This is a genomic window from Massilia sp. DWR3-1-1, from assembly GCF_049898325.1.
In the GTDB taxonomy this organism is placed as follows: Bacteria; Pseudomonadota; Gammaproteobacteria; order Burkholderiales; family Burkholderiaceae_D; genus JAFCUW01.
Window position 1 is genome coordinate 1 of the sequence record NZ_JAFCXL010000087.1, and the last position, 552, is coordinate 552.

The 552-nt window shown below is 50.7% G+C and carries 1 rRNA gene; it reads left to right on the forward strand.

From position 1 onward, the window contains the following. A 23S ribosomal RNA gene (locus ACP7EY_RS24045) occupies window positions 1–552 on the forward strand; the annotation flags it as partial.

Genomic DNA, 552 nt, shown 5'->3' on the forward strand with positions numbered 1-552 from the left:
TATAGGGAAGCCGTAGAGAAATCGAGTCCGAACAGGGCGACAGTCGCTGGGTGTAGACCCGAAACCAAGTGATCTACTCATGGCCAGGATGAAGGTGCGGTAACACGCCCTGGAGGTCCGAACCCACTAATGTTGAAAAATTAGGGGATGAGCTGTGGGTAGGGGTGAAAGGCTAAACAAACTTGGAAATAGCTGGTTCTCTCCGAAAACTATTTAGGTAGTGCCTCAAGTATCACCATCGGGGGTAGAGCACTGTTATGGCTAGGGGTTCATTGCGAATTACCAAACCATTGCAAACTCCGAATACCGATGAGTGCGAGCTTGGGAGACAGACGTCGGGTGCTAACGTCCGGCGTCAAGAGGGAAACAACCCAGACCGCCAGCTAAGGTCCCAAAGATTGGCTAAGTGGAAAACGAAGTGGGAAGGCTAAAACAGTCAGGATGTTGGCTTAGAAGCAGCCATCATTTAAAGAAAGCGTAATAGCTCACTGATCGAGTCGTCCTGCGCGGAAGATGTAACGGGGCTAAGCCAGTCACCGAAGCTGCGGATAT